The sequence below is a fragment of the Pantoea sp. PGP6 genome, from assembly GCF_053474785.1.
Genome location: NZ_JBQBMA010000001.1, coordinates 3,296,081 through 3,320,840, shown reverse-complemented (window position 1 = coordinate 3,320,840; position 24,760 = coordinate 3,296,081). Strand labels below are relative to the sequence as shown.

The 24,760-nt window shown below is 56.5% G+C and carries 28 protein-coding genes, 1 other RNA gene and 1 other annotated feature; of the genes, 16 read left to right on the top strand and 13 right to left on the bottom strand.

The genetic code is table 11. The features are described 5' to 3' along the window. Positions 1-13 precede the first annotated feature (13 nt). The gene (locus ACLIBF_RS16225; RefSeq protein ID WP_448310115.1) at positions 14-1,048 is read right to left on the bottom strand and encodes a PLP-dependent cysteine synthase family protein; all 1,035 of its coding nucleotides are present in this window, start codon (positions 1,046-1,048) and stop codon (positions 14-16) included. 116 nt (positions 1,049-1,164) lie between these two features. Here ACLIBF_RS16225 and ACLIBF_RS16220 point away from each other — a divergent pair, with 116 nt between their 5' ends. The 5 genes from ACLIBF_RS16220 (at position 1,165) to amtB (ending at position 7,104) form a co-directional block, all read left to right on the top strand. Next, entirely contained in the window at positions 1,165-1,626 is a 462-nt protein-coding gene (locus ACLIBF_RS16220; RefSeq protein ID WP_031374666.1) for an Lrp/AsnC family transcriptional regulator, read from the top strand. A 24-nt stretch (positions 1,627-1,650) separates the two neighbouring features. Continuing rightward, the gene (locus ACLIBF_RS16215) at positions 1,651-3,420 is read left to right on the top strand and encodes a SmdA family multidrug ABC transporter permease/ATP-binding protein (RefSeq protein ID WP_031374665.1); all 1,770 of its coding nucleotides are present in this window, start codon (positions 1,651-1,653) and stop codon (positions 3,418-3,420) included. Then, a complete protein-coding gene (locus ACLIBF_RS16210; RefSeq protein WP_031374664.1) occupies positions 3,413-5,188 on the top strand; it encodes a SmdB family multidrug efflux ABC transporter permease/ATP-binding protein in 1,776 nt (591 codons plus the stop codon). The genes ACLIBF_RS16215 and ACLIBF_RS16210 overlap by 8 nt, the downstream gene beginning before the upstream one ends. A gap of 257 nt (positions 5,189-5,445) precedes the next feature. After that, a complete protein-coding gene (gene glnK / locus ACLIBF_RS16205; RefSeq protein WP_003850469.1) occupies positions 5,446-5,784 on the top strand; it encodes a P-II family nitrogen regulator in 339 nt (112 codons plus the stop codon). A 33-nt stretch (positions 5,785-5,817) separates the two neighbouring features. Continuing rightward, a complete protein-coding gene (gene amtB / locus ACLIBF_RS16200) occupies positions 5,818-7,104 on the top strand; it encodes an ammonium transporter AmtB (RefSeq protein WP_069727946.1) in 1,287 nt (428 codons plus the stop codon). Positions 7,105-7,150: 46 nt separating this feature from the next. On the opposite strand, the gene tesB is transcribed toward amtB, so the two are convergent. Beyond that, entirely contained in the window at positions 7,151-8,014 is an 864-nt protein-coding gene (gene tesB / locus ACLIBF_RS16195) for an acyl-CoA thioesterase II (protein WP_031374662.1), read from the bottom strand. 189 nt (positions 8,015-8,203) lie between these two features. Between tesB and ACLIBF_RS16190 the strand changes: the two genes are divergently transcribed. Further along, positions 8,204-8,761, top strand: a complete 558-nt coding sequence (locus tag ACLIBF_RS16190; RefSeq protein ID WP_069727947.1) for a YbaY family lipoprotein — start codon at positions 8,204-8,206, stop codon at positions 8,759-8,761. A gap of 39 nt (positions 8,762-8,800) precedes the next feature. On the opposite strand, the gene ACLIBF_RS16185 is transcribed toward ACLIBF_RS16190, so the two are convergent. Further along, complete coding sequence (locus ACLIBF_RS16185) at positions 8,801-9,112, bottom strand: MGMT family protein (protein WP_448310112.1); 312 nt, start codon at positions 9,110-9,112, stop codon at positions 8,801-8,803. Positions 9,113-9,287: 175 nt separating this feature from the next. Here ACLIBF_RS16185 and ffs point away from each other — a divergent pair. Next, an RNA gene (ffs, locus tag ACLIBF_RS16180) (signal recognition particle sRNA small type) lies at positions 9,288-9,384 on the top strand. A gap of 136 nt (positions 9,385-9,520) precedes the next feature. On the opposite strand, the gene ACLIBF_RS16175 is transcribed toward ffs, so the two are convergent. From ACLIBF_RS16175 to ACLIBF_RS16165, 3 genes are all read right to left on the bottom strand, one after another. Further along, positions 9,521-9,736 carry an HHA domain-containing protein gene (locus ACLIBF_RS16175; protein ID WP_031374659.1) on the bottom strand — a complete coding sequence of 72 codons (216 nt, stop codon included), beginning with the start codon at positions 9,734-9,736 and terminating at the stop codon, positions 9,521-9,523. Between the two features lie 25 nt (positions 9,737-9,761). Beyond that, positions 9,762-10,139: an Hha toxicity modulator TomB gene (gene tomB / locus ACLIBF_RS16170; RefSeq protein WP_031374658.1), complete on the bottom strand. Its 378-nt coding sequence runs from the start codon at positions 10,137-10,139 to the stop codon at positions 9,762-9,764. Between the two features lie 147 nt (positions 10,140-10,286). Further along, on the bottom strand, positions 10,287-10,640 hold the full coding sequence (locus ACLIBF_RS16165) for a hypothetical protein (protein WP_031374657.1): 354 nt from the start codon (positions 10,638-10,640) through the stop codon (positions 10,287-10,289). 350 nt (positions 10,641-10,990) lie between these two features. On the opposite strand from ACLIBF_RS16165, the gene ACLIBF_RS16160 reads away from it, so the two are divergent. From ACLIBF_RS16160 to ACLIBF_RS16150, 3 genes are read left to right on the top strand one after another with little or no spacing between them, the layout of a single operon-like run. Then, entirely contained in the window at positions 10,991-11,659 is a 669-nt protein-coding gene (locus ACLIBF_RS16160) for a metal ABC transporter ATP-binding protein (protein ID WP_031374656.1), read from the top strand. Next, on the top strand, positions 11,656-12,495 hold the full coding sequence (locus ACLIBF_RS16155; protein WP_031374655.1) for a metal ABC transporter permease: 840 nt from the start codon (positions 11,656-11,658) through the stop codon (positions 12,493-12,495). The genes ACLIBF_RS16160 and ACLIBF_RS16155 overlap by 4 nt, the downstream gene beginning before the upstream one ends. A gap of 16 nt (positions 12,496-12,511) precedes the next feature. Continuing rightward, a complete protein-coding gene (locus ACLIBF_RS16150) occupies positions 12,512-13,390 on the top strand; it encodes a metal ABC transporter substrate-binding protein (protein ID WP_448310110.1) in 879 nt (292 codons plus the stop codon). Between the two features lie 45 nt (positions 13,391-13,435). Here ACLIBF_RS16150 and ykgO read toward each other — a convergent pair whose 3' ends face one another. The 4 genes from ykgO to ACLIBF_RS16130 form a co-directional block, all read right to left on the bottom strand. Further along, entirely contained in the window at positions 13,436-13,576 is a 141-nt protein-coding gene (gene ykgO, locus ACLIBF_RS16145) for a type B 50S ribosomal protein L36 (RefSeq protein ID WP_031374653.1), read from the bottom strand. 11 nt (positions 13,577-13,587) lie between these two features. Then, a complete protein-coding gene (locus tag ACLIBF_RS16140; RefSeq protein WP_031374652.1) occupies positions 13,588-13,842 on the bottom strand; it encodes a type B 50S ribosomal protein L31 in 255 nt (84 codons plus the stop codon). A gap of 339 nt (positions 13,843-14,181) precedes the next feature. Beyond that, positions 14,182-17,337, bottom strand: a complete 3,156-nt coding sequence (locus tag ACLIBF_RS16135; RefSeq protein ID WP_046288481.1) for a multidrug efflux RND transporter permease subunit AcrB — start codon at positions 17,335-17,337, stop codon at positions 14,182-14,184. 16 nt (positions 17,338-17,353) lie between these two features. Continuing rightward, positions 17,354-18,550 carry an efflux RND transporter periplasmic adaptor subunit gene (locus tag ACLIBF_RS16130; protein WP_031374651.1) on the bottom strand — a complete coding sequence of 399 codons (1,197 nt, stop codon included), beginning with the start codon at positions 18,548-18,550 and terminating at the stop codon, positions 17,354-17,356. Between the two features lie 142 nt (positions 18,551-18,692). Here ACLIBF_RS16130 and acrR point away from each other — a divergent pair, with 142 nt between their 5' ends. Then, positions 18,693-19,331, top strand: coding sequence for a multidrug efflux transporter transcriptional repressor AcrR (gene acrR, locus ACLIBF_RS16125; protein WP_031374650.1), 639 nt, complete (start codon positions 18,693-18,695; stop codon positions 19,329-19,331). Here the strand turns inward: acrR and rsmS are convergent. Genes rsmS through priC form a run of 3 tightly spaced genes read right to left on the bottom strand, consistent with a single transcriptional unit; the run spans position 19,328 to position 20,325 of the window. Continuing rightward, positions 19,328-19,483 carry a pleiotropic regulatory protein RsmS gene (rsmS, locus tag ACLIBF_RS16120; RefSeq protein ID WP_069727952.1) on the bottom strand — a complete coding sequence of 52 codons (156 nt, stop codon included), beginning with the start codon at positions 19,481-19,483 and terminating at the stop codon, positions 19,328-19,330. The genes acrR and rsmS overlap by 4 nt on opposite strands. A gap of 8 nt (positions 19,484-19,491) precedes the next feature. Beyond that, complete coding sequence (locus ACLIBF_RS16115) at positions 19,492-19,737, bottom strand: membrane protein (RefSeq protein WP_031374649.1); 246 nt, start codon at positions 19,735-19,737, stop codon at positions 19,492-19,494. 57 nt (positions 19,738-19,794) lie between these two features. Beyond that, positions 19,795-20,325: a primosomal replication protein PriC gene (gene priC / locus ACLIBF_RS16110; protein WP_069727953.1), complete on the bottom strand. Its 531-nt coding sequence runs from the start codon at positions 20,323-20,325 to the stop codon at positions 19,795-19,797. 57 nt (positions 20,326-20,382) lie between these two features. Here priC and ACLIBF_RS16105 point away from each other — a divergent pair, with 57 nt between their 5' ends. From ACLIBF_RS16105 to recR, 5 genes are all read left to right on the top strand, one after another. Next, complete coding sequence (locus ACLIBF_RS16105; RefSeq protein WP_279809557.1) at positions 20,383-20,772, top strand: DUF454 family protein; 390 nt, start codon at positions 20,383-20,385, stop codon at positions 20,770-20,772. Positions 20,773-20,916: 144 nt separating this feature from the next. Then, positions 20,917-21,468 carry an adenine phosphoribosyltransferase gene (gene apt / locus ACLIBF_RS16100; RefSeq protein WP_031374646.1) on the top strand — a complete coding sequence of 184 codons (552 nt, stop codon included), beginning with the start codon at positions 20,917-20,919 and terminating at the stop codon, positions 21,466-21,468. Positions 21,469-21,625: 157 nt separating this feature from the next. Next, on the top strand, positions 21,626-23,719 hold the full coding sequence (gene dnaX, locus ACLIBF_RS16095; protein ID WP_279809556.1) for a DNA polymerase III subunit gamma/tau: 2,094 nt from the start codon (positions 21,626-21,628) through the stop codon (positions 23,717-23,719). Then, positions 23,061-23,122 (top strand) — a sequence feature (DnaX frameshifting element). (Overlaps the previous gene by 62 nt.) 55 nt (positions 23,720-23,774) lie before the next feature. Further along, complete coding sequence (locus ACLIBF_RS16090; protein WP_031377860.1) at positions 23,775-24,104, top strand: YbaB/EbfC family nucleoid-associated protein; 330 nt, start codon at positions 23,775-23,777, stop codon at positions 24,102-24,104. Then, positions 24,104-24,709: a recombination mediator RecR gene (recR, locus tag ACLIBF_RS16085; RefSeq protein ID WP_031377861.1), complete on the top strand. Its 606-nt coding sequence runs from the start codon at positions 24,104-24,106 to the stop codon at positions 24,707-24,709. The genes ACLIBF_RS16090 and recR overlap by 1 nt, the downstream gene beginning before the upstream one ends. The last annotated feature ends 51 nt before the right edge of the window (positions 24,710-24,760 follow it).

Here is a 24,760-nt window from a genome sequence, read left to right as displayed (position 1 = left end):
GATGTCCGGTTTTTTATTCCAGCTCGCGCTGCCACGGCGTGATATCACCGATGTGTTTCGCTACCCACTCCGGCTGATAATAACTATCCGGATAACGCTCGCCGCTGTCACACAGCAGCGTCACCAGCGCGCCCTGCTGGTTAGCCGCCCGTAAACGTTTCGCGACCTGCATCATGCCCCAGAAATTGGTACCGGTAGAGGCACCCGGTTTGCGTCCCAGAATTTTTTCCAGCTTCAGCATGGCGGCCAGCGTCGCACCATCGGGGACTTTGATCATTTCATCTATTACGTCTGGCATAAACGAAGGCTCCACCCGCGGACGACCAATGCCTTCAATCAGGCTGCCACGCGTGCTGGTCAGGCTGGCATCGCGCTGATGCCAGTAATCAAAAAATACCGAGTGCTGCGGATCGACCACCAGTAACTTCGTGGAGAAACCCTGATAGCGGATATAACGTCCCAGCGTAGCGGAAGTGCCGCCGGTACCGGCGCTCATGATCAGCGTATGGGGAACCGGATAGGGCTCATGCTGCATCTGGCGGAAAATGCTTTCGGCAATGTTGTTGTTACCGCGCCAGTCGGTTGCCCGCTCGGCATAGGTAAACTGATCCATAAAGTGGCCGTTCAGCTCGCGCGCCAGCCGTTCAGATTCGACATAAAGCTGGCAGGGATCGTCAACGAAATGGCACTGCCCGCCATAAAAGGTGATCTGCTCAATTTTCCGTTTCGCCGTGCTGGCAGGCATTACCGCGATAAACGGCAGGCCGAGCAGCCGTGCGAAGTACGCCTCAGAAACGGCAGTGCTGCCTGACGAGGCTTCAATTATTGGCGTATCCTGTTTAATCCAGCCGTTCACCAGGCCATACAGAAACAGTGATCGCGCCAGTCGGTGTTTGAGGCTGCCACTTGGATGGGTGCTCTCATCTTTCAGGTAAAACCAGATGCCGGGATAATCCGCCAGATCGAAACGGATCAGGTGGGTTTCAGCCGATCGTTGAAAATCGGCGTTAATTTCGTTGATAGCGTGGCGAATCCAGCAGCTGTGCATCTTACGCGTCCGGCAGAGAGAGTTGCGGCTATTTTAAGGCACGAGCAGGAAAAAGAGATTGCAATATTGACGCTAAAATAGCGCTAATGGAGAAAATCATTCTCTCGGAGTGGCGAATGTTAGATAAAACTGACCTGAAACTGCTGGCGTTGTTGCAACGCGATTGTACGCTGTCGCTGCAGGCATTAGCCGAGGCGGTCAACCTCACCACCACGCCCTGCTGGAAGCGCCTGAAAAAGCTCGAAGATGATGGCATTATTCGCGCTCGGGTGGCGTTGCTGGATGGCGAAAAAATCGGATTGTCACTGACGGCGTTTATGTTTGTGAAAACCCAACAGCACAGTCGCGACTGGTATCAGGCGTTTGTCTCGGTGGTCAACAGCATGCCGGAAGTGATGGCCTTTTACCGGATGGCCGGCGAGTATGACTATCTGCTGCGCATCCAGGTGGCCGACATGAAAAGTTATGATGCTTTTTACAAGCGGTTAGTCAACGGCGTCCCAGGCCTGATTGATGTAACCTCCAGCTTCGCCATGGAAGAGATTAAATACACCACGGCCTTACCTGTCGCCCCATAAAGGCATGAGATTGAGAACAGCGTTGTGCGATTATTCAGTCAATTAAGTTGGTACTTTCTGCGTGAGTGGCGGCGCTATCTGGGCGCGGTCACCTTACTGATCATTATTGCCATTCTGCAACTGTTGCCGCCGCATGTGGTCGGGGTAATCGTCGATGGCGTGACGCAAAACAGCATGAGCATGAGCCGCATCATGCTGTGGATCGGCGTGATGCTGGCTACCGCGCTGGTGGTTTATCTGCTGCGCTACGTCTGGCGGGTATTGCTGTTTGGTGCCTCTTACCAGCTGGCGGTCGAGTTGCGCGAAGATTTTTATCGCCAGCTGAGCCGTCAGCAACCCGCATTTTACCTGCGCCACCGTACCGGTGACCTGATTGCGCGCGCCACTAATGATGTCGATCGGGTGGTGTTTGCCGCCGGGGAAGGGGTACTGACGCTGGTCGATTCGCTGGTGATGGGCTGCGTTGTGCTGCTGGTGATGAGCACCCAAATCAGCTGGCAGCTGACGCTGCTTTCGCTGGTGCCGATGCCGATCATGGCAATCGTCATTCATCGCTACGGTAATCAGCTGCACCATCGCTTTAAGGTGGCCCAGGCCGCCTTCTCCAGCCTCAACGATCAGACGCAGGAGAGCCTGACCAGCATCCGGATGATCAAGTCCTTTGGTCTGGAACAGCATCAGTCGCAGCAGTTCTCTGACATCGCCCGCGATACCGGTGAAAAGAACCTGCGGGTGGCGCGAGTGGATGCCCGTTTTGATCCCACCATCTATATCGCCATCGGTTTTTCAAATCTGCTGGCGATCGGTGGCGGCAGCTGGCTGGTCTGGCACGATCAGATGACGCTGGGTCAGCTCACCAGTTTTGTGATGTATCTGGGCCTGATGATCTGGCCGATGCTGGCGCTGGCGTGGATGTTTAACATCGTCGAGCGCGGCAGCGCCGCCTGGAGCCGTATCCGCGCGCTGCTGGCGGAAGCGCCAGCGGTCGAAGATGGCGATAAAACCCTGCCACCGGAACCAGGCAACCTGCAGGTAGCGATCCGTGAATTTCACTATCCGGCCAGTGCCGGTCCGGTGCTGAGTCAGGTCAGTTTCGAACTGAAACCTGGCGAAATGCTGGGGCTGTGCGGCCCGACCGGCAGCGGCAAGAGTACGCTGCTCAGCCTGATCCAGCGCCATTTTGATATCCAGCAGGGCGATATCCGCTATCACCAGATTCCGCTGCCACAGCTGCGGCTGGACAGCTGGCGCAGCCGGCTGGCGGTGGTCAGTCAGACCCCGTTTCTGTTTTCTGACAGCGTCGCCAACAACATCGCGCTGGGAAAACCGGGTGCGACCCAGCAGGAAATTGAGCGGGCCGCCACGCTGGCCTGCGTTCACGAGGATATTCTGCGGCTGCCGCAGGGCTATGAAACCGAAGTCGGGGAGCGTGGCGTGATGCTGTCGGGCGGGCAGAAGCAGCGTATCTCGATTGCGCGCGCGCTGCTGCTGAACGCGGAAATCCTGGTGCTTGATGATGCGCTGTCGGCGGTAGATGGCCGTACCGAGCATGAAATACTGCACAATCTGCGCCAGTGGGGACGAGGCCGGACCCTGATCATCAGCGCCCACCGTTTATCGGCGCTGACTGAAGCCAGTGAAATTCTGGTGCTGCAGCACGGCACCATCGCGCAGCGTGGCGATCATGAAGCGCTGGCGGATCGCCCGGGCTGGTATCGCGACATGTACCGTTATCAGCAGCTGGAAGCCGCGCTGGATGACGATGAGAATGAGAAAGGAGTGCCGCATGGCTAAGTCTGCCCGCTTGTGGCCCACCCTGAAGCGCCTGTTAAGTTACGGCAAGCCGTGGCGGAAATCCCTGTCGCTGGCGGTGGGCATGTTATGGATTGCCGCCGCCGCCGAAGTGACCGGGCCGGTGCTGGTCAGTTACTTCATCGACAATCTGGTGGCGAAACATCAGATGCCGTGGGGGCTGGTTACCGGGCTGGTAGTGAGTTTTATCCTGCTGCAACTGCTGGCGGCCGCCCTGCATTACTGGCAGGCACTGCTGTTTAACCGCGCCGCCATTGGGGTGGTGCAGCGCTTGCGCAGTGACGTGATGAATGCCGCGCTGTGCCAGCCGCTCAGCGCCTTCGACACCCAGCCGGTCGGACAGATTATTTCGCGCGTCACCAATGACACCGAAGTAATCCGTGATCTCTATGTCACGGTGGTGGCGACGGTACTGCGCAGCGCGGCACTGGTAGGCGCCATGATGGTGGCGATGTTCAGCCTCGACTGGCGTATGGCGCTGGTAGCGATGATGATTTTCCCGCTGGTGCTGGTCGTGATGCTGATTTACCAGCGTTACAGCACGCCGATTGCCCGCCGGGTCCGCAGCTATCTGGCCGACATTAATAACGGCTTCAACGAAGTGATCAGCGGCATGAGCGTGATCCAGCAGTTTCGTCAGCAGGCGCGTTTTGGCGAGCGGATGGGCGAGGCGAGTCGTTCGCACTATCTGGCGCGGATGGAAACGCTGCGGCTTGACGGTTTCCTGCTGCGCCCGTTGTTAAGCCTGTTTTCAGCCATGGTGTTGTGCGGATTGCTGATGCTGTTCAGTTTCTCCGTGCCCGGCGTGTTTGAAGTCGGCGTACTGTATGCCTTTATTACCTATCTGGGACGGCTGAATGAGCCGCTGATTGAGCTCACCACCCAGCAATCGATGTTGCAGCAGGCGGTGGTCTCGGGCGAGCGGATCTTCGAGCTGATGGATGCGGCGCAGCAGCAGTATGGGCCCGACGCGCGGCCGCTGGCCACCGGTCGTCTGACCCTGAGAAACCTCAGCTTTGCCTATCGCGAAGATCGTGACGTGCTCAGCGAAATCAATCTTGAGGTGCCGTCACGCAGCTTTGTGGCGCTGGTCGGGCATACCGGCAGCGGCAAAAGTACCCTGGCAAATCTGTTAATGGGTTACTACCCGATTACCCGCGGTGAGATACGCATTGACGATCGTCCGATTGGCGAACTCAGCCATGCAGTACTGCGGCGGGGTATCGCGATGGTTCAGCAGGATCCGGTGGTGCTGGCGGATACGCTGCTGGCTAACGTCCGGCTTGGTCGCGAGATCAGCGAAGAGGCGGTCTGGACGGTGCTGGAGCAGGTGCAGCTGGCCCCTCTGGCGCGTGCATTGCCTGACGGCATTCACACCCGGCTGGGCGAGCAGGGCAACAATCTGTCTGTGGGTCAAAAGCAGCTGCTGGCGCTGGCGCGAGTCCTTGTCGATCTGCCGCAGGTGATGATCCTCGACGAGGCGACAGCCAATATCGACTCGGGCACCGAGCAGGCGATTCAGCAAACGCTGCGAACCCTTCGCCAGCACAGTACGCTGGTGGTGATCGCCCACCGGCTCTCAACAATTACCGAAGCGGATAACATCCTGGTGCTGCATCGTGGCAGGGTGGTCGAGCAGGGGAATCACGCGCAATTACTGGCGCTGCAAGGCCGTTACTGGCAGATGTATCAGCTGCAGCAGGTAGGTGATGATCTGGCGACGGGCATCCCCTTAACAACCGCAGGGTAAGTTGCACCTTTTTTGCGCGGTTTTATCAGAATAATCTGTATAAATGCACGCCTTTGATGCCTGGCGCACCAAAGGAGTGCATTCGCTTTTCTGGCAGTGCGCCATTCTCTGCGCTGCTGACTGACCCCCGACAAAACACGCCTTGCCCCGTCTCGCCTCGGTGATTGATTCCACGGTTTTTTTATTTATGGCACAGGCTTTGCTTAGATCCCTGCGTGTCCGTGAGACTCACTCATTTAATCGCTGGAGGGGATCCAATGAAGCTGGTTACCGTCGTAATTAAGCCATTCAAGCTGGAGGATGTGCGTGAAGCGTTATCCTCTATCGGCATTCAGGGGCTGACCGTCTCCGAAGTAAAAGGTTTTGGTCGTCAGAAAGGCCACGCGGAGCTGTACCGTGGCGCAGAATACAGCGTGAACTTCCTGCCTAAAGTCAAAATTGACATCGCCATCGCTGACGATCAGTTAGACGAAGTGGTGGATGTCATCAGTAAAGCGGCTTACACCGGCAAAATTGGCGACGGTAAAATTTTCGTGGCTGAACTGCAGCGCGTCATTCGTATTCGTACCGGCGAGACCGACGAAGCCGCTCTGTAATTAAGACTCAGTACTGTGATGGGATGGAAAAAAATGAATAAAGTTTTCGCTAAGTTGGGCCTCACCAGCCTGGCACTGTTACCATCGCTCGCGATGGCTGCACCTGCCGTTGCGGACAAGGCTGATAACGCATTTATGATGATTTGCACCGCGCTGGTGCTGTTTATGTCGATTCCAGGTATTGCGCTGTTTTACGGCGGATTGATTCGCGGCAAGAACGTCCTCTCCATGCTGACACAGGTTGCGGTCACCTTTTCTCTGGTCTGCGTATTGTGGATGGTTTACGGCTATTCACTGGCCTTTAGCGAAGGTAACGCCTTCTTTGGTGGCTTCGGCTGGGCGATGCTGAAAAACATCCAGCTGACCGCAGTAATGGGCAGCTTCTACCAGTATATCCACGTTGCCTTCCAGGCATCGTTTGCCTGTATCACCGTCGGCCTGATTGTCGGTGCCATTGCTGAACGTATCCGTTTCTCTGCCGTGCTGATTTTTGTTGGTGTCTGGCTGACCCTGGCCTATCTGCCTATCGCACATATGGTGTGGGCGGGCGGCTTCCTGGCTCAGGATGGCGCGCTGGACTTCGCTGGCGGCACCGTGGTGCACATCAATGCCGCAGTTGCCGGACTGGTTGGTGCTTATCTGGTTGGCAAACGTGCTGGCTTCGGCAAAGAAGCGTTCAAACCGCATAACCTGCCAATGGTCTTCACCGGTACCGCCATCCTCTATGTGGGCTGGTTCGGCTTCAACGCCGGTTCTGCCTCGGCGGCTAACGAAATTGCGGCGCTGGCCTTCCTGAATACCGTTGTCGCTACTGCGGGCGCGGTGCTGTCATGGACCTTTGGTGAGTGGGCCGTACGCGGTAAACCTTCACTGCTGGGCGCCTGTTCTGGCTTCATTGCCGGGCTGGTGGCTATTACTCCAGCCTGTGGTTACGTGGGTGTCGGCGGGGCGTTGATTATTGGTCTGGTTGGTGGACTGGCCGGACTGTGGGGCGTCACCACCCTGAAGAAATGGCTGCGGGTGGACGATCCCTGCGATGTGTTCGGCGTGCACGGCGTCTGCGGCATCGTGGGCTGTATCCTGACCGGCGTCTTCGCTTCTTCTTCACTGGGCGGTGTGGGCTACGCTGAGGGCGTGACCATGGGCCATCAGGTGTGGGTGCAGCTGTTCAGCGTCGGCCTGACCATCGTCTGGTCTGGCGTAGTAGCCTTCATCGGCTTCAAGCTGGCGGACATGATTGTCGGACTGCGCGTGCCGGAAGAGCATGAGCGTGAAGGTCTGGACGTCAACAGCCACGGCGAGAATGCTTATAACCAGTAAGTTTTCCTCGACAGTTTGAAATCAGGGGCGAGAAATCGCCCCTTTTTTATTCGCTGCGCTGCCGCATCACCCCTTCCTGCACCGTCGACGCCACCAGCACGCCTTGCTGATTATAGAACTCGCCACGGACAAAACCGCGCGCGCCAGAAGCGGAGGTGCTGACCACGCTATACAGCAGCCATTCGCTGAAGTCGAACGGGCGGTGGAACCACATCGAGTGATCGATGGTGGCGACCTGCATATCCGCCTCGAGAAAGCCTTTACCGTGCGGCTGCAGCGCCACCGGCAGGAAGTTAAGATCGGAAGCATAGCCCAGCAGATATTGATGGATGCGCAGATCGTCCGGCAGCGTGCCGTTGGCGCGGATCCATACCTGACGCTCAGGTTTATCGACGTGACCCTTGAGCGGATTGTGGAGCTGCACCGGGCGAATCTCCAGCGGCCGTTCAGCGATAAACTTCTCACGCAGTTTTTCCGGCAGCAGATGCGCCATTTTCTGCGCCATCACCTGCTCAGACAGCAGGTTGTCAGGGCCGGCAACCTCCGGCATGGCATTCTGGTGTTCAAAGCCGCTCTCCGGTGCCTGGAACGAGGCGGTCATATAAAAAATTGGCTGACCGTTCTGAATGGCGCTGACCCGGCGAGCGCTGAAGCTTTTGCCGTCACGCAGGGTTTCGACATCATAAATAATCGCTTTCTGACTGTCGCCGGGGCGCAGGAAGTAACTGTGAAACGAGTGGATAATGCGATCTTCCGGCACCGTCTGCTTGGCCGCATAGAGCGCCTGTCCCACCACCTGACCGCCAAACACCTGGCGCAGCCCAAGATCTTCACTCTGGCCGCGGTATAACCCTTCTTCCAGTTTTTCCAGATTTAATAAATTCAGCAGATTTTGCAGTGCCTGGCTCATGGCGCATTCCTCAATATAGTGACCGGCTCAGTGTGAAAGATCCGACCAGTTTACGTCAATCAGACTTTCCTCTTTGCTGCGGCCAGGCAAAATCCCGATTTTGTGCCAGTATTAAGCACATACGGCGAGTGAAGCGCTGTACGCAGGATTCGCTGCCGAAATCATTTTGATCAAAAGGAGACGACATCAATGAAACTCTGGCATGTGTTCAGTGGGGTAGTTATGGCGGTTGCTGTTGCAGGATGCGCCGACAAAGGTAAACCGGTGCCAACGCCGACGTTAGGAGCGGCAGTGGCAGGACAGCAGGCGGCGATTGCGCAGCCTAACGTCAGCGGTTCGGTCTATATTCGTCAGCGTATTGCGCTGCCGCCGGATGCGGTATTAACCGTTACGCTGTCTGACGCTTCCGTGGCGGATGCGCCGTCGAAGGTGCTGTCACAGCGCGTAGTGCGTACTGAAGGCAAACAGGCGCCGTTCCAGTTCGTGCTGCCGTTTAACCCAGCCGACATTCAGCCGAATGCGCGTATTCTGCTGAGCGCCGCCATCTCGATTGATGGCAAACTGGCCTTTATTACTGAAGGCGTGAAGCCGGTGATCAACCAGGGCGGCACCAAAGCTGAACTGCTGCTGGTACCGGTACCGTCTATGGCGATGCCAACCCAGCCGGGTGCAGCCACCAGCGTCCCATCGACCTCACCGACTCAGGTGACGCCGTCGGCTGCGGTTCCTGCGCCTACCAGCCTGTAATACCTTGTGGGGCGACGCTGTCGCCCCGTTTCGCTGCGTTTAGTAGCGCCAGCGGTAAGCCTCAAGATCGATGTGACCGTCATCACTCACCTCTACGCCTTCTGCCTCCAGCGCATCACACTGACGAAACAGTCCGTCCCCCTGCAAAGAGATCGCCCCATGACGGTTAACCACCCGATGCCAGGGCAGGGTGCTGCCTTGCGGTAACCGACTCAGCACGCCGCCAACCTGACGTGCGGCGCGGGGAGAACCGGCCAGCTGAGCGACGTCGCCATAGGTGGCTACGCGACCCGCTGGAATGGCAGCAACAATCTGCCAGATGCGTTGCTGAAAACTGTCAGGTTGATCCATCTGCTTATCCCGTCAGGAAAAAAGGCTTCAACTTTAGCACGCGCGGCGCCAGCCGGATGCGGCAAACCACCGGTTGTTCAAGAAACCAACGGTCGTCCCGACTGCGCTTGCAATTGCCAGGGCCTTCCCCGATAATGCCTGCGCTCTCGTAATGAGGGCTTGTCAATGGGGGCCCTGTTGGTTCTCCCGCAATGCTAGCTTGTGAACTCGGTCAGGTCCGGAAGGAAGCAGCCGCAGCAGGTGACGCGTGTGCCGGGATGTAGCTGGCAGGGCCCCCACCCATTTCCCCCGCGTAAAAAATCCCCACTCAGATTGCAGACAGGCGAAACTCGCCTGAGGCCGATCCATTGCCGGCAGGCGAGATGATAAAGCTAAGGATGAGACAGTCGAACGAAAGGGCTGCGCGAATTAACGCACAAATTTCCACACCGAACCTGGGACTTTATCGTAGAGCTTGTTCATCGTCAGTTCAGCCAGGCGATGATCGGCTGCAGAGTAAAATACCGCTAACTCATCTTCAGGTAATTCATACTTATTTTTTTCAATGACCCTTTCAAGGGTATCGATTGAGCGACAGCGGCGCAGTCGCATCAAATAATCCGTTTTAGTCAGGTTTTTGTTCATAAATAAACCGTTCTCACGTCAGTACTTATAATGAATGGCTCGGTTGCTGGAGAAAAGCGCACTCTTCAGTGAACAGGTTAAATAAGCGTTTTGCTGAACGTTGCCATCGTTGCAGATCCTGAGTGTTGACACCGTAGTTGCTGAACAACATAAAGGTATCATCAAGATATTCATCGATTTGCGAAATCAGCGCTTCATCTTCAACGTGCTTAATTTTGTAATTCATGGTGAAAGAGGCGATATGCTCGATCAAATCATTGAGCTGTAAATTGCTTTCAGAAGTGGGATCATTAACCCAGCCGTGATGGCTATCCGTTAATGTTGCCATGCTCTCGTCAAACAGACTCTCACACAGGTATTTAAGCTGGGCAATATCATGCCGTTTCGGTGAGTATTCGTCCATCTTTTTCCCCTCCATAGCTAGCACAGTTGCCGCAGGGCGGCGATATAGGGTAAAGCGGCCAGGAAGCGATTTATCAGGCAGTTATTAAACGGGATTCGTCAAATATAGTGTAAAACCATTAGTTCTGCTCACCTCCATTACTAAATATTACAATTCATCGCTGGGGGAGGGCCGCTGATTGGCGATCACATCAAACTCAAGCGCACCGGGCTCAATATGAAAGCTGACCCGGTCGGAATGGCTAACGGTTTCATTTAGATCCTGGCAGGGACTAAATACATTCCAGTCAAAATCATAAAGTAACTTAAAACTATTCGGACCCTGCTTTTCAACAGAAATAATTTTCAGACTGCCTGGAACTAACCGGGCATTTTGAGAATACCACTGTAAATCGCCTACCAGCGCGGGTGATATTTTGAGAATATTCCGCTGAATAATCGCTGCTATTTTTTCGCAGTCGGTTTCGTCCTGCGCAATATCACATTCAATACGTGACAGCATAACTGATCCACTAATAACAGTTGATAAACCTATCATTGGTTTTCTGCAACCGCTTTGCAAGCCAGCCGCGAATGAAATTGTCTATTTCTGTCATTTGCCGACCCCTGACGCCGCAAAATTTGCCTTGCTGGCGGGATTTGCCTCATCCGTTGCCCGGATGACCGTTATTTTTTGATACACATTGCCCTCTGTTCACCGCAGCAGCATTCGATAGAATAAGTGTTATGTTATAACATTATAGGTATGGCGATGCAGCAGAGTGGGCTTTTGATGTCTCTGGCAGGACGGCTGACGGTGGCGATGATCCTCATTGCGTTACTGGCGGCAGCAATGTGGTGGGGTGTCAGCGAATGATTGCGTTTAACGCGCTACAGGTGGGTTACCAGGGCAAGGAGGTGACGCCCGCAATAACCGGCCGGCTTGCGCCCGGCAGTATGACCGCTCTGGTGGGCGCAAACGGCAGCGGCAAATCAACGCTGCTGAAAACCATCGCTGGCTTATTACCGCCGGTGAAAGGCGAGTGCCGCTTGCAGGTGAGCCGCCGTGATACCGGCTGGCTGCCCCAGCGCAGCGAACTGGAAACCCGTTTTCCGCTGACGGTGTATGAACTGGTATCGATCGGCTGCTGGCCGCGCTGCGGCTGGTTTGGCGGCATCAACCGGGCGCTGCGTCAGGAGATCTGGCAGGCGCTGGACGCGGTGCAGATGCGTGATTATGCCGATGCGCAACCGGTCACCTTATCTGGCGGCCAGCTACAGCGGGTGTTGTTTGCCCGACTGATGTTGCAGCGCAGCCGGTTGTGGTTGCTGGACGAACCCTTTAACGGCATTGACAGCCAGACCGTCAGCTTACTGATGTCGATACTTGAGCGGCAGCAGCAGGCGGGGACCACCTTGCTGGTGGTACTGCACGATCGCCCGCTGGTCGCGCGCTACTTCAGCGACCTGCTGTCACTGGATGACGGCACCTTCACGCATCGTCCCGTCAGCCCTTTCCCGTTACAGGAGGTCGCGCCGTGACGCTGATTCAGCCTTTTCTTGAATTTGGTTTCATGCGGCGTGCGCTGGTGGCCTGTATCGCGCTGGCAATCAGCGCCACCCCGCTGGGCGTGTTTCTCTCGCTACGTCGCATGAGTCTGATTGGTGATGCGCTATCGCATGCCGTGTTACCCGGGGCCGCCATCGGTTACCTGATCTCCGGGCTGTCGCTGGTGGCGATGGGCATGGGCGGATTAATTGCCGGGCTGGCGGTGGCGCTGCTCTCCGGCGCGGTCAGTCGCTATACGCCGCTAAAAGAGGATGCCAGCTTCGCCGGTTTTTATCTTGGTTCGCTGGCGCTTGGCGTCACGCTGGTCTCACTGCGCGGTTCAAGCGTGGATCTGCTGCACGTATTGTTCGGATCGCTGCTGGCGGTTGATAACGGCGCGCTGCTGCTGGTCGGAGGCATCGCCGCCTTCACTCTGATCCTGCTGGCGATACTCTACCGGCCGCTGGTAATTGATGCTTTTGACAGTGACTTCCTGCGGGCGCAGGGCAGGTGGAGTGCGCCGCTGGTACATGGCCTGTTTCTGATGTTGGTGGTGCTCAATCTGGTGGCGGGTTTCCAGGTGCTCGGCACCCTGATGTCGGTCGGCTTAATGATGCTGCCCGCCGCCAGCGCACGCTTCTGGAGTCGCCATCTCGCCGCCATGCTGGCGATTGCCATCCTGATGGCCGTGATCTCAGCTCTGGCTGGCCTGATATTCTCCTGGCACTTTTCACTGCCGGCCGGACCCGCCGTGGTGCTGAGTGCCGCGATGCTGTTTTTTGTTTCAATTCTGACAGGGCCGTGCGGTGGTATTTTGCGCCGCCATTAAACTTAAAGGGGTATTGATGAAGAAATTACCGGTTAGTCTGGCGCTGGCTGCGCTATTTGTCGCGCCATTAGCGATGGCAAAAACGGTGGATGTGGTCGCCAGTTTTACCGTGCTGGCGGACATCGTTAAACAGGTCGGCGGTGACCATGTGCGGGTTAAAAGCCTGGTCGGGCCGGATGGCGATCCGCATACCTTTGAACCGACGCCGCAGGACAGCCAGGCGCTGGCAAAAGCCGATCTGGTGTTTGTCAGCGGTTTAGGCCTGGAAGGGTGGATGGATCGGCTGGTCAGCGCGTCGGGTTATCGCGGCCAGCCGGTGGTGGCGTCAACCGGGATTACCACCCGTAGCATGGAAGAGGAGGGCAAAACCATCACTGACCCGCATGCCTGGAACAGTATGCAGAACGGCGTAATTTACGCCACTAACGTAATGAATGCGCTGGTAAAGGCGGACCCAGATGATGCTGCACAGATCCGTCAGCGCGGTGAAAACTATATTCAGCAGTTGCAGGCGCTGGACCGCTGGGCAAAAACGGCTTTCGACCAGGTGCCCGCCGAACGACGCAAGGTGCTGACCAGTCACGATGCGTTTGGCTATTTTGGCCAGCGATATGGCATTACATTCCTCGCACCGGTCGGTTTCTCCACCGAAGCGGAGGCCAGCGCCAGTGAGGTGGGAAGCCTGATCACCCAACTGAAGCAGCAGCATATCCAGCGTTACTTCATTGAGAATCAGACCGATCCGCGGCTGGTGAAGCAGATTGCCAGCGCGACCGGCGCACAGCCCGGCGGGGAGCTTTACCCTGAAGCGCTGTCGCCGGCGGCGGGTCCGGCGCCCACCTATGAAGCGGCATTCAAACATAACGTCAAAGCGATGCTGAAAAGCATGCAATAAACATAAAAAAGGCCGGGCATGCCCGGCCAGTCATCACGACACAAACTAGCGTTTTTTCTTTCTTCCCTGTACCGCTTTGAAGCGCGGATTGGTTTTGCAAATCACGTAAATACGGCCTTTGCGACGCACCACTTTGCAATCCCGGTGGCGCTTTTTTGCTGAACGCAGCGAGCTTAATACCTGCATCGTCCTCTCCCTTACTTATGACCCAGGAAGCGACCAAAACGCTGGTTAAAGCGTGCGGTGCTGCCCTCTTTGGCGAAATCTTTCTGTTTACCGGTATAAAACACGTGCGAGGCTGACGAGACATCAAGCGTCACGTAAGGCAGGGTTTCGCCTTCGAATTCCACGGTACGGTCGGTGCGGATAGTCGAACCGATTTTGAACCAGACGTCAGCCGAAGTGTCGTGAAACACCACGTGGCGATACTCAGGATGAATAGCGGTTTTCATAATAATGCCTCTTTTGTAATGTTATAATATAACAATATTATGCGCCGGCTCTGTTGAGATTGCAACCACCGGGAAGAGCGGAGCTAAAAGTGAGGGCAGGGGAGCGCAGCGCTGGCAGTCATACTCCGGGCAGAGTCAGCGCAATCCGTCAGTGAGGAAACGACAGCAGGCAGCAGAAAGACCAGCGCGATCCGTCAGTAAGGGAACGGCGGAAGAGAGCAGAAAGGCTAGCGTGACCCGTCAGTAAACAACAGCAGCATCATCGCGCCCGCCAGCGAGCAGCGACAGCCGCCATAAAAAAAGGCCGCTTGCGCGGCCTTTTATACTGTCAGTCAGATCTTAGTGAGTCTGGTTGTGTTCAACCGGATGACCTTTTTCGATCTCCGCTTTGTTCTTACCGAAGCGGCGACGCACCACCACGAAGAACACCGGAACGAAGAAGATAGCCAGCGCGGTTGCGGTAACCATACCGCCCATTACGCCGGTACCAACGGCGTTCTGCGCACCAGAACCGGCACCGGTACTGATCGCCAGCGGCAGTACCCCGAGAATGAACGCCAGTGACGTCATCAGGATAGGACGCAAACGCATACGACAGGCTTCCAGCGTCGCTTCAACCAGCCCTTTGCCCTCTTTTTCCATCAAATCTTTAGCAAATTCGACGATCAGAATGGCGTTCTTCGCCGAGAGGCCAATGGTTGTCAGTAACCCCACCACGAAGTAGACGTCGTTACTTAAACCACGCAGCGTGGTGAAGATCAGCGCACCGACTACCCCGAGCGGTACCACCAGCATCACGGAGAACGGAATCGACCAGCTCTCATACAATGCGGCGAGACAGAGGAAGACCACAATCAGCGAGATTGCGTACAGCGCCGGCGCTTGGTTGCCTGACAGACGTTCCTGATAAGACATCCCGGTCCAGTCATAACCGATACCGGCAGGCAGTTTCGACGCCAGCTCTTCCATCAGATCCATTGCCGCACCGGAGCTCTTACCAGGCGCAGCCTGTCCGAGGATCTCCATCGCCGGCAGACCGTTGTAACGCTCAAGACGCGGTGAACCGTACTGCCATTTCGCGGACGAGAAGGCCGAGAAGGGCACCATGGTTCCGCTGCCGTTGCGGACATACCATTTACCAATGTCGTCCGGCAGCATACGCGAGTCTGCCTGACCCATAACGTACACCTTCTTCACACGACCGCGGTCGATGAAGTCGTTGACGTAAGAGCCGCCCCACGAGGCCGCCAGCGTGGTATTGATATCGCTTAACGATACTCCCAGCGCCTGTGCTTTCTCCTGATCGACAATCAGCTTGTACTGCGGCGTATCTTCCAATCCGTTCGGACGGACGCCTACCAGAGTATCCGGATGCTGAGCAATCATGCCGAACAGCTGATTACGTGCCTGGGTTAACTTTTCGTGACCCAGGTTAGCCTGATCGATCAGTTCAAAGTCGAAGCCGGTGGCATTACCCAGTTCGATAATCGCTGGCAGGTTAAATGGAATCACCATCGCATCTTTGATCGCGCCCAGCGCCTGCATGGCACGGCCCGCAATCGCCGGTACCTTCAGGTCGCTACTGCTACGTTCATCCCACGGCTTCAGGCTGACGAAGGCGATACCGGTGTTCTGTCCACGACCGGCAAAGCCAAAGCCGTTAACGGTAAACACCGACTTAACCGAGTCCTTCTCTTTGGTCAGGAAGTAGTCGGTAACCTGGTCCAGCACTTTCTGAGTACGTTCCTGGGTCGCGCCAGCAGGCAACTGCGCCTGTGCCAGCAGCAGGCCCTGGTCCTCTTCAGGTAAGAATGAAGAAGGTAAACGCAGGAACAGAAATGCCATGCCGACCACAATGACCAGATAGATCACCAGATAACGGCCAGTGCTGCGAATGATGTGGCCAACGCTGTCGACGTAATGGTTGGTGCTCTTGTCGAACAGACGGTTAAACCAGCCGAAGAAACCGGTGGTTTTACCGTGATCGCCTTTTTTCACCGGCTTCAGCAGGGTGGCACAGAGTGCTGGCGTCAGGATCAACGCCACCAGTACTGACAGCGCCATCGCCGAAACGATAGTGATGGAGAACTGACGATAGATAACCCCGGTCGATCCGCCAAAGAAGGCCATCGGGATAAATACCGCCGACAGCACCAGGGCGATACCAACCAGCGCACCCTGAATCTGCTCCATCGAACGTCGGGTCGCTTCTTTTGGCGGTAATCCCTCTTCCGCCATCACACGCTCAACGTTCTCGACCACCACGATGGCATCATCCACCAACAGACCGATGGCCAGCACCATCCCGAACATCGTCAGGGTGTTGATCGAATAACCAAAGGCGCTGATAACCGCAAAGGTCCCTAACAGTACCACCGGCACGGCAATCGTTGGGATCAGCGTGGCGCGGAAGTTCTGCAGGAACAGATACATCACCAGGAACACCAGCACGATCGCTTCTAACAGCGTTTTCACCACTTCGAAGATAGAGATCTTAACGAATGGCGTGGTGTCGTACGGATAAACCACTTTCAGGCCAGCCGGGAAGGAGGACTGCAGTTTTCCCAGCTCCGCTTTCACCGCATTTGCGGTATCCAGCGCATTGGCGCCGGTAGCCAGTTTAATACCGATACCGGAGGCCGGTTTGCCGTTATAACGGGCGATGATCTCGTAGTTTTCAGCACCGAGTTCAATTTTCGCCACGTCACGCAGACGCACCTGCGAGCCATCCTCATTCACTTTGAGCAGGATTTTGCCGAACTCATCGGTTGAGGTCAGACGGGTCTGCGCAATGATTGAGGCGTTCAGCTGCTGGCCCGGCACCGGCGGCGTACCGCCTAACTGACCGGCAGCAACCTGGGCGTTCTGAGTATTCAGCGCGCTGATGACGTCAACCGGCGTCAGGTTGTAGTTATTCAGCTTGTGCGGATCCATCCAGATACGCATCGCATACTGCGCACCAAACACCTGAGTATCACCGACGCCAGGCGTACGGCTCAGCGGGTCTTTGATGTTAGATGAAACAAAGTCAGAAATATCATTCTGAGTCATGTTGTCATCGTCACTGATGAAGCCGGCGACCATCAGGAAGCTGCTGGAGGATTTTTTAACCTGAATCCCCTGCTGTTGCACTTCCTGCGGCAGCAGCGGCATCGCCAGTTGCAGTTTGTTCTGCACCTGAACCTGCGCGATATCCGCATCGGTACCTGACTCAAACGAAATGGTCAGCGTCAGCGTACCGGATGAGTCACTGCTCGAGGACATATACATCAGTCCATCGATACCGTTCATGTTTTGTTCGATGACCTGGGTCACCGAATCCTGCAGTGTTTTCGCATCCGCACCTGGGTAGGTGGCCTGAATCTCAATCGCCGGCGGCGCAACATTGGGATATTGCTCGATCGGAAGTTTGAGAATCGATAGCGCACCAGCCAACATGATGATGATGGCGAGCACCCACGCAAAGATGGGGCGATCGATAAAGAACTTAGCCATGAATCAACGGCTCCTGTTATGACGATGACTTATCAGATGGCGACTTTGAATCGGGTGCAGCTTTAGCATCGTCTGAGACTTCTTGTGGGGTGACCTGCGCGCCAGGTTTAGCACGTTGCAGACCAGTACTGATCACACGTTCACCCGCTTTCACGCCGTCGGTCACTAACCACTTATCGCCAATCGCTTGTGCGGCCGTAACGGTACGCGCTTCCACTTTATTGTCTGCACCGACCACCATCACGGTCGCCTGACCGGTTGGGGTACGGGTTACCGCCTGTTGCGGAACCAGCAGCGCATTAGGGTTGGTGCCTTCATCCAGACGCGCACGCACGAACATGCCCGGTAACAGCGCATGGTTCGGGTTCGGGAAGATAGCGCGCAGGGTGATAGAGCCGGTGGTTTCATCGACGGTGACGTCAGAGAATTCCAGCGTACCTGGCTGAGAGTAAGTGCTGCCGTTTTGCATCAGCAGCGTCACATTGGCTTTACCGTCGTTTTGCTTCAGCTGACCGGATTCCAGTTCGGAACGTAAGCGCATGAAATCTTCGCTCGACTGGGTCACGTCAACGTACATCGGGTCAAGTTGCTGCACGGTGGCCAGCGCGGTGGTTTGCGCGCTCTGCACCAGGGCACCTTCGGTGACCGATGATTTGCCGATGCGACCACTGATCGGCGAGGTGACTTTGGTATAAGCCAGATTGATACGGGCGGTTTCGACGTTAGCCTTAGCCACCTGAACCGCAGCATCGTTCTGCGCGGCCGTAGCGACGGCGGTGTCATAGTCCTGCTGACTGATATATTTGGTGCCAAGCAGTGGCTTGTAACGTTTAACGGTCAGCTGAGCGATGCGGGCATTAGCTTCTGCCTGCACCAGATCGCCTTTCGCACTGTCATAAGCGGCCTGATAGGTAGCAGGATCGATCTGATAAAGCGACTGACCCGCTTTGACATCGCTGCCTTCAATAAAATTACGCTTCAGAATGATACCGGAAACCTGAGGACGCACTTCGGCCACGCGATATGCAGAGGTACGGCCAGGCAATTCGGTGGAAATTTTCAGTGGCTCGGTTTTTAACGTGACTACGCCCACTTCTGGCGCCTGTTGTTGGGCGGCTTGTTCGGATTTATTGTTATCACATCCTGTTAACAAAAAGCTGCCTGATAGCATCAGGACGGCCGCCAGAGGCGATAATCCTCTGATTTTATTCATAAATAAACCTCTAGTGTCCGATATCAATTGATCAATGGATCACAATCCGAAGAACCCATTGCTGCGTCAAATCGCGGGTCATGCTATGGTACATACATTCACAAATGTATGTAAACTTACCCGTTTGTAAAAAAAGTCCCTTATGGCACGAAAAACCAAAGCGCAAGCACTTGAAACGCGGCACCAAATTCTTGATGCCGCCATTGTCCTGTTCTCGCAACAGGGCGTTTCTGCCACTTCACTGGCGGATATTGCTTCGGCGGCCAGCGTCACGCGCGGGGCCATCTACTGGCATTTCAAAAATAAAGCCGATGTTCTGCATGAAATCTGGCTTCGTTGTGATGCCGGGCTGGATGACGTGGAACTTGAGTATCAAACAAAATACCCGGGCGATCCACTTTCTGTTTTACGCGCCATGTTGGTCTATATCTTTGACGCGACAGCAAACGATCCACAACGCCGCGCTCTGATGGAGATCATTTTCCATAAATGCGAATTTGTTGGCGAAATGGCGTCGCTGAAGAATATCCAGCAAAGCTTACTGCTCGAATGCTACGACAAAATTGAAGATATTCTGCGTCAGTGTATCGAAGCGGAACAGCTTCCCGGCAGCCTTAATACCCGTCAGGCCGCGCTGATTATGCGCGGTTACGTTAACGGCATGATGGAAAGTTGGTTATTTACGCCCGAAAGCTTTGATTTAGCCGGTGACGCGCCGGCGCTGGTCGACGCTTTTATCGATATGCTGCGTCTCAGCCCGACCCTGACCGCTCGCGCCTAAACCGGCGGCTGACGATCGCGTTTATTTTCGAAATCGCGCTGCACCATCGCCAGCGCGGATAATACCGTCTCCACCGGCAGCTGGTGCTCTTCCAGCAACTGAATTAAATCGACCGCCAGTTTAACGTCATCCGGGGCATTCTCCAGCGACATCTCTCCTCCTATATACGTAATTTTGCTGCCACCAGCAGCATTAATAGTGAACCGGCAATCGCCATAGCTAAAGCGCCCATATGCAGCGTCGCCAGGCTACCCAATTCAAAATAGCTGGCAATATAGCCGCCAATCAGCGCGCCAATCATCGACAGCGTCAGGGTCGCGAACAGGCCGCCGGGTCGGCCCGGCATCACAATGCGCTTAAGCAACCCTAACAGCAATCCGCTGAGTAGCCAGATGAATAAACCCATTATTCTCCTCCGTACCGAACCCTATCGAGTATAGAAGCGCTTTTTTACCGCTGCGCTTTATTCCTCTTGCTGGTCGCCGCGCAGCGATAATGCCCACTCTACCGAACGAATCGCCTGCCGGCAGCGTGCCAGACGGCCTTCTAACGTCTCAAGATCGTGTTTCAGCTGGTGCTGAACCGCCAGGGTTTCCGCCAGCGCCAGCCGCTGTTCGCGCTGATCGATCATCGCCAGCAGGCGCCGCTCATATTCACGATACTCCTGATACTTCGAGACTCGTGGGTTGCTCAGCGGCTTTTCCCGGCGGGTGCGCAGCTGCTGCGTGCTGGCTTCCCGTTGCAGCGCGGCAATTTGATCGACCAGCCGCTCAGCCAGCCAGGCGCTGCGGTCCGGATCGCCGGCGCTGTCGCACAGCCGGGTAAAGTTCTGTTCCACCTCCGCCAGATAATCGGCGAGGCGGGTGCCTTTGCTGCGAAACAGCTGGCTGTCGAAGCGGGGAAGCCGGCACTGTCCGTCGGGATGGGTCGCAATATCCTGACGCAGCGTAATAAGGAGATGTTGCAGACGCTGTTGTGCGGTGATCAGGCTCATGGCGTCAGGCTCAGTTGTGCTAACGTAAGGGGATCAGGAAAGAGTTGGGCGGCATTCATGCAACGCATTGTGTTATTAACCCTCGGCTGGCTGGCGGTTGTGCTGGGAACCCTGGGCATTGTATTACCATTATTACCCACCACGCCATTTATGCTATTGGCCGCCTGGTGCTTTGCCCGCTCCTCGCCGCGCTTTCATCACTGGCTGCTGTGGCGCTCGCCGTTTGGCCGTTACCTGCGCCACTGGCAGCAGCATCGTGCTATGCCGCCTGGAGCGAAAGGGCGGGCTATCTGCCTGATTGTGGTGACCTTTGCGATTTCCATCATGCTGGTCTCGCTCTGGTGGGTGCGGATTATGCTGCTGCTGATGCTGGCGGCACTGCTGCTGTTTATGTGGCGGATACCGGTGGTGGCAGAAACAGCGGACGCGCCGCCGCCGCCGCGATAAAGTTGCAATTATCCGGTCATTTGCTTAGATTTGGGCGTCTTCGTGCGTGGCTTCCCTTTGTGAATTGACTTCCGCTGAGCCTTTTACCAGGTATTGGCGCTATTGAAGCTGCGCGAAACAGAATTTTTTACCAGGCGTATCATTATGACCGACACTGCGCAGCAGCTTGAATTCATTAAAAACAGCATTAAAAGCATCCCTGATTATCCCAAGCCGGGCATCCTGTTCCGTGATGTCACCAGCCTGCTGGAAGATCCTAAAGCCTATGCCGCCGCTATCGCGCTGCTGGTGGAGCGCTACCGTGACAAAGGCATCACCAAAGTGGTGGGCACTGAAGCACGTGGTTTCCTGTTCGGCGCGCCGGTGGCGTTAGGCCTGGGCGTAGGTTTTGTTCCGGTGCGTAAGCCAGGCAAGCTGCCGCGTGAAACGTACAGCGAATCTTACGAGCTGGAGTACGGCACCGATCGGCTGGAACTGCATAAAGATGCGATTCAGCCAGGTGACGTGGTGCTGGTGGTGGACGATCTGCTGGCAACCGGCGGCACCATTGAAGCGACCGTTAAGCTGATTCGTCGCGCAGGCGGCGAAGTCCGGGATGCCGCGTTCATTATCAACCTGTTCGATCTGACCGGTGAAACGCGCCTGAAAGCCCTTGGCGTTGAGAGCTACAGCCTGGTCAATTTCCCCGGCCATTAAGCCATTTTTCGGCCTTGCCAGGCGGCAGGGTCGTCACGCCTTCTCGTTCAAGATAACGAGTGCCAGGCAAAAGCGTAGCTGTTAGACTACTGCAATCCTGTACAGGGGTTGCAGAGCGTCTGCGCTCACCTTTTCCATCCAACTTCGTCGAATCCACATGAGCTATCAGGTACTTGCGCGAAAATGGCGTCCCCAGGCTTTTGCTGATGTTGTCGGTCAGGAACACGTTCTGACGGCGCTGGCGAATGGATTGTCTCTGGGACGTATCCACCATGCTTATCTCTTCTCCGGCACACGCGGCGTAGGGAAAACCACCATTGCGCGTCTGCTGGCCAAGGGCCTTAACTGCGAAACCGGTATCACCGCCACGCCATGTGGTCAGTGTGATAATTGCCGGGAGATTGAGCAGGGCCGTTTTGTCGATCTGATTGAGATCGATGCCGCGTCGCGTACAAAAGTCGAAGACACCCGCGATCTGCTCGATAACGTGCAGTACGCACCGGCGCGCGGCCGCTTCAAAGTCTATCTGATTGATGAAGTGCACATGCTGTCGCGTCACAGCTTCAATGCGCTGTTGAAGACGCTGGAAGAACCACCATCACACGTTAAATTCCTGCTGGCGACCACCGATCCGCAGAAGCTGCCGGTGACTATCCTGTCTCGCTGCCTGCAGTTTCATCTCAAAGCGCTGGATGTCGATCAGATCCGACAGCAGCTTGAGCATGTTCTGCAGCAGGAGCACATCGACAGCGAAACGCGGGCGCTGCAATTGCTGGCGCGCGCGGCTGACGGCAGCATGCGTGATGCGCTGAGTCTGACCGACCAGGCGATTGCGATGGGGCAGGGCGCAGTGACCAGCACCACGGTCAGCGCCATGCTCGGCACGCTGGATGACGAACAGCCGCTCGGCCTGCTGGAAGCGCTGGTTGACGGCGATGGTCAGCAGGTGATGTCGCTGCTGAGTCAGGCCGCATCGCGCGGTGTGGAGTGGGAAGCGCTGCTGGTTGAAATGCTGCGCTTACTGCACCAGATTGCCATGGTGCAGCTGTTGCCAGCCTCGCTGAATGACGACGACGAAAGTAACGCGCTCAGGCTGCGTGAACTGGCACGCGTGGTGCCGCCAGCCGATCTGCAGCTCTACTATCAGACCTTGCTGATGGGCCGTAAAGATCTGCCGATTGCGCCAGATCGCCGGATGGGCGTTGAGATGACGCTGCTGCGGGCGCTGGCCTTCCACCCTAAAACCGCAGTGGCGGAACCGATTGCCCGGCCGACGTTAACGCAACAGTCGGCCCCGGTCGCGCCGGTGGAACACGCGTCGTCGCAGGGAATGGCATCCTCGGCTCCGCCGGCTGGCCGGCCAGTAACCGCGCCGTCGTCTTCCGCGCAGGCTCAGCCGCCAGCCCGGCCAGCCGCCTCCGCGCCGTCGCCGGTTGCCTCGTCGCCCAGCCAGCAGCAGATTGCTGCGCAGCCGCAGATGGCCGCGCCCGATCCTGCGCCGCAGGCCGCGACGCCACCGCCTGCCGCCGCCGCGGATAATGCCCTTTCCAGTTCCACCAGTCAGCTCCTGCAGGCGCGCACCCAGTTGTTGCGTCAGGGAGCGAACAAGCCAAAAAAGAGTGAGCCGGCGGCGCCAGGTGCGCGGCCGGCCAACTCCGCGCTGGAGCGGCTGGCCTCGGTTACCGAGCGCAGCCAGCAGCGTATCCGCGAGCGTGAGCCTGCTGCGCCGGTAAAAGAAGAGGCGTATCGCTGGAAGGCGCAAACCCAGCCGGTGGTGGTGGCGGAACCGGTTGCCACGCCAAAGGCCTTGCGTTCTGCGCTGGAGCATGAGAAAACCCCTGAGCTGGCGGCGCGTCTGGCGGAAGAAGCGCAGCAGCGCGATCCGTGGGCGGCTGAAATTGCTTCGCTGCCGCTGCCTAAACTGGTGCAGCAGCTGGCGCTGAATGCCTGGAAAGAGACCACCGAAACCGGTGTCTGTCTGCATCTGCGTTCCAGCCAGCGCCACCTTAATTCGGCATCTGCTCAGCAGGTGTTAAGCGCCGCCCTGAGTGAGGCTGCCGGGCAGGCAGTTGAACTCTCGGTGGTTGAAGACGATAATTCATCGGTGTTGACACCACTTGAGTGGCGTCAGGCCATTTACGAAGAGAAACTGGCGCAGGCGCGTCAGTCGATCACTTGCGATACCCACATTCAGACGTTACAGCGGTTTTTCGATGCCGATCTGGATGAAGAGAGTATCCGACCTGTTTGAACACGCTGCCGCTATCTCAACGATAGCGTTGTGGCCTCAGCTGAGAGAGAAAAATATGTTTGGTAAAGGCGGATTGGGCAACCTGATGAAACAGGCCCAGCAGATGCAGGACAAAATGGCCAAGGTTCAGGAAGAGATCGCCGCGCTGGAAGTGACCGGTGAATCAGGCGCAGGCCTGGTGAAAGTCACCATCAACGGTGCTCACAACTGCCGCCGCGTCGAAGTCGATCCCAGCCTGCTGGAAGATGACAAAGATATGCTGGAAGATCTGATCGCTGCGGCGTTCAACGATGCTGCACGCCGCATCGATGAAACCCAGAAAGAGAAGATGGCGTCTGTCTCCTCCGGTATGCAGCTGCCACCAGGCTTCAAGATGCCGTTCTGATGCAAACCAGCCCACTGCTTGAATCATTGATGGAGTCGCTGCGCTGTCTGCCCGGCGTTGGGCCGAAATCGGCGCAGCGCATGGCTTTTCAGCTGCTGCAACGCGATCGCAGCGGCGGGATGCGCCTGGCGCAGGCACTGACCCGGGCGATGTCGGAAATCGGCCACTGTGCCGATTGCCGTACCTTTACCGAGCAGGAGATCTGCACCATTTGCGCCAATCCACGGCGTCAGCAGAATGGTCTGATCTGCGTGGTAGAGAGCCCGGCGGATATCCACGCCATTGAGCAAACGGGCCAGTTTGCCGGTCGTTACTTCGTGCTGATGGGGCACCTGTCACCGCTTGACGGCATTGGCCCGGCCGATATCGGTCTGGATCGCCTTGAGCAGCGACTGGAAAGCGAAACCATTCAGGAAGTCATCCTCGCCACCAACCCGACGGTGGAAGGGGAAGCGACCGCTAACTATATCGCCGAGCTGTGCGGTCAGTATGGCGTAGACGCCAGCCGCATCGCGCACGGAGTGCCGGTTGGCGGTGAGCTGGAAATGGTCGATGGCACCACGCTCTCCCATTCGCTGGCGGGCCGCCACAAGATTAAATTTTAACCGCTTGCCGGTGTTGTGACAGACACCGGCTTGAAAACCTCGCCGTCATCC

Bases quoted from the DNA above. Each gene is read 5' to 3' on its own strand.
- ACLIBF_RS16225 (WP_448310115.1), bottom strand. From the start codon at position 1,048: ATGCACAGCTGCTGGATTCGCCACGCTATCAACGAAATTAACGCCGAT.
- ACLIBF_RS16220 (WP_031374666.1), top strand. From the start codon at position 1,165: ATGTTAGATAAAACTGACCTGAAACTGCTGGCGTTGTTGCAACGCGAT.
- ACLIBF_RS16210 (WP_031374664.1), top strand. From the start codon at position 3,413: ATGGCTAAGTCTGCCCGCTTGTGGCCCACCCTGAAGCGCCTGTTAAGT.
- glnK (WP_003850469.1), top strand. From the start codon at position 5,446: ATGAAGCTGGTTACCGTCGTAATTAAGCCATTCAAGCTGGAGGATGTG.
- amtB (WP_069727946.1), top strand. From the start codon at position 5,818: ATGAATAAAGTTTTCGCTAAGTTGGGCCTCACCAGCCTGGCACTGTTA.
- tesB (WP_031374662.1), bottom strand. From the start codon at position 8,014: ATGAGCCAGGCACTGCAAAATCTGCTGAATTTATTAAATCTGGAAAAA.
- ACLIBF_RS16190 (WP_069727947.1), top strand. From the start codon at position 8,204: ATGAAACTCTGGCATGTGTTCAGTGGGGTAGTTATGGCGGTTGCTGTT.
- ACLIBF_RS16185 (WP_448310112.1), bottom strand. From the start codon at position 9,112: ATGGATCAACCTGACAGTTTTCAGCAACGCATCTGGCAGATTGTTGCT.
- ACLIBF_RS16175 (WP_031374659.1), bottom strand. From the start codon at position 9,736: ATGAACAAAAACCTGACTAAAACGGATTATTTGATGCGACTGCGCCGC.
- tomB (WP_031374658.1), bottom strand. From the start codon at position 10,139: ATGGACGAATACTCACCGAAACGGCATGATATTGCCCAGCTTAAATAC.
- ACLIBF_RS16165 (WP_031374657.1), bottom strand. From the start codon at position 10,640: ATGCTGTCACGTATTGAATGTGATATTGCGCAGGACGAAACCGACTGC.
- ACLIBF_RS16160 (WP_031374656.1), top strand. From the start codon at position 10,991: ATGATTGCGTTTAACGCGCTACAGGTGGGTTACCAGGGCAAGGAGGTG.
- ACLIBF_RS16150 (WP_448310110.1), top strand. From the start codon at position 12,512: ATGAAGAAATTACCGGTTAGTCTGGCGCTGGCTGCGCTATTTGTCGCG.
- ykgO (WP_031374653.1), bottom strand. From the start codon at position 13,576: ATGCAGGTATTAAGCTCGCTGCGTTCAGCAAAAAAGCGCCACCGGGAT.
- ACLIBF_RS16140 (WP_031374652.1), bottom strand. From the start codon at position 13,842: ATGAAAACCGCTATTCATCCTGAGTATCGCCACGTGGTGTTTCACGAC.
- ACLIBF_RS16135 (WP_046288481.1), bottom strand. From the start codon at position 17,337: ATGGCTAAGTTCTTTATCGATCGCCCCATCTTTGCGTGGGTGCTCGCC.
- ACLIBF_RS16130 (WP_031374651.1), bottom strand. From the start codon at position 18,550: ATGAATAAAATCAGAGGATTATCGCCTCTGGCGGCCGTCCTGATGCTA.
- acrR (WP_031374650.1), top strand. From the start codon at position 18,693: ATGGCACGAAAAACCAAAGCGCAAGCACTTGAAACGCGGCACCAAATT.
- rsmS (WP_069727952.1), bottom strand. From the start codon at position 19,483: ATGTCGCTGGAGAATGCCCCGGATGACGTTAAACTGGCGGTCGATTTA.
- ACLIBF_RS16115 (WP_031374649.1), bottom strand. From the start codon at position 19,737: ATGGGTTTATTCATCTGGCTACTCAGCGGATTGCTGTTAGGGTTGCTT.
- priC (WP_069727953.1), bottom strand. From the start codon at position 20,325: ATGAGCCTGATCACCGCACAACAGCGTCTGCAACATCTCCTTATTACG.
- ACLIBF_RS16105 (WP_279809557.1), top strand. From the start codon at position 20,383: ATGCAACGCATTGTGTTATTAACCCTCGGCTGGCTGGCGGTTGTGCTG.
- apt (WP_031374646.1), top strand. From the start codon at position 20,917: ATGACCGACACTGCGCAGCAGCTTGAATTCATTAAAAACAGCATTAAA.
- dnaX (WP_279809556.1), top strand. From the start codon at position 21,626: ATGAGCTATCAGGTACTTGCGCGAAAATGGCGTCCCCAGGCTTTTGCT.
- ACLIBF_RS16090 (WP_031377860.1), top strand. From the start codon at position 23,775: ATGTTTGGTAAAGGCGGATTGGGCAACCTGATGAAACAGGCCCAGCAG.
- recR (WP_031377861.1), top strand. From the start codon at position 24,104: ATGCAAACCAGCCCACTGCTTGAATCATTGATGGAGTCGCTGCGCTGT.